Annotated in this window: 1 protein-coding gene; it reads left to right on the forward strand. The window is 68.3% G+C overall.

Annotation, left to right across the window (positions count from 1 at the left end; all coding sequences use genetic code 11):
* The coding region (gene infB / locus ACRDSQ_RS14350) for a translation initiation factor IF-2 (RefSeq protein WP_431421566.1) at positions 1-1995 on the forward strand (1995 nt) is incomplete at its 5' end.
* Positions 1996-2016 lie beyond the last annotated feature (21 nt).

The raw sequence follows: 2016 nt of genomic DNA on the forward strand, positions 1-2016 counted from the left end.
GCTCCGGCCGGTGGCGGCGGCGGTTTCCGTGGCGGCGGTGGTCGTCCCGGTGGCGGCGGCGGTCGCGGCGGCGCCGCGGGTGCCTTCGGTCGCCCCGGTGGTCCTTCTCGGCGTGGCCGCAAGTCGAAGCGGCAGAAGCGCCAGGAGTCCAGGGACAACATGCAGGCGCCCAGCGTCGGCGGCGTCCGCCTGCCCAAGGGCAGTGGCGAGACGATCCGACTCGCGCGTGGCGCCTCGCTGACCGACTTCGCCGACAAGATCAACGCCAACCCGGCCTCGCTGGTGCAGGTGCTGTTCCACCTCGGTGAGATGGTCACCGCGACCCAGTCGGTCTCGGACGAGATCCTGGAGCTGCTCGGCTCCGAGATGAACTACACGGTTCAGGTTGTTTCTCCGGAGGAGGAAGACCGCGAGCTGCTCGACTCGTTCAAGATCAGCTACGGCGAGGACGCGGGCGAGGAAGAAGACCTGCAGGCTCGCCCGCCGGTCGTGACCGTCATGGGTCACGTCGACCACGGTAAGACCCGACTCCTCGACACCATCCGCAAGACGACGGTGCACGAGGGCGAGGCCGGTGGCATCACCCAGCACATCGGCGCCTACCAGGTCGCGACCTCCCTCGAGGGCGTCGAGCGCCTCATCACCTTCATCGACACCCCGGGTCACGAGGCGTTCACCGCCATGCGTGCGCGTGGTGCCCAGGCGACCGACATCGCCGTGATCGTGGTGGCCGCGGACGACGGCGTCATGCCGCAGACGGTCGAGGCGATCAACCACGCCCAGGCCGCAGGCGTGCCGGTCGTGGTCGCGGTCAACAAGATCGACAAGGAAGGCGCGAACCCGCAGAAGATCCGCCAGCAGCTCACCGAGTACGGGCTGGTCGCCGAGGAGTACGGCGGCGACACCATGTTCGTCGACATCTCGGCCAAGCAGGCCGTGAACATCGACGGGCTGCTCGAGGCGATCCTGCTGACGGCGGACGCGGCGCTCGACCTTCGGGCCAACCCCGACATGGAAGCCCAGGGCGTTGCCATCGAGGCGCACCTCGACCGCGGTCGCGGTCCGGTCGCCACGGTGCTCGTCCAGCGCGGTTCGCTCCGCGTGGGTGACTCGATCGTCGCGGGCGACGCCTACGGTCGCGTGCGTCGGATGGTCGACGAGTTCAACGAGGACGTCACCGTGGCCCTGCCGTCGCGGCCGGTCCAGGTGATCGGTCTGACGTCGGTTCCCGGCGCGGGCGACACGTTCCTCGTGGTCGAGGAAGACCGCACCGCACGGCAGATCGCCGAGCGGCGCGCGGCGAGGAACCGGGCGGCGCTCAACGCCACCAGGCGCAAGCGCGTCAGCCTGGAAGACCTCGACGCGGCGCTGAAGGAGACCAGCTCGCTCAACTTGATCATCAAGGGCGACAACTCGGGTACCGTCGAGGCACTCGAGGACGCGCTCACGAAGATCGATATCGGCGACGAGGTCGAGCTGCGGGTCATCCACCGCGGCGTCGGTGGCATCACCGAGGGCGACATCAACCTGGCGACCGCGTCCGACGCGATCGTGATCGGGTTCAACGTCCGCTCCGAGGGCAAGTCGACCGAACTCGCGAACCGCGAGGGCATCGACGTGCGCTACTACACGGTGATCTACCAGGCGATCGACGAGATCGAGGCGGCCCTCAAGGGTCTCCTCAAGCCGATCTACGAAGAGGTCGAGCTGGGCCGCGCGGAGGTTCGCGACGTGTTCAAGTCGTCCAAGGTCGGCACCATCGCCGGTTGCATGGTCATGTCCGGCGAGATCCGACGCAACGCCAAGGCCCGCCTGATCCGCGACAGTGTCGTGATCAACGAGGGCCTGCCGATCAGCTCGCTTCGTCGCTTCAAGGACGACGCGACCGAGGTCCGCGAGGGCTTCGAGTGTGGTCTGACGCTCGGGTCGTACAACGACCTGCGGGTCGGCGACCTGATCGAGACCTACGAGATGCGCGAGAAGCCGCGCGCCTGATGTCATGCCGCCGGGGCGCCC

The organism is Actinokineospora sp. (assembly GCF_050699995.1).
In the GTDB taxonomy this organism is placed as follows: Bacteria; Actinomycetota; Actinomycetes; order Mycobacteriales; family Pseudonocardiaceae; genus Actinokineospora.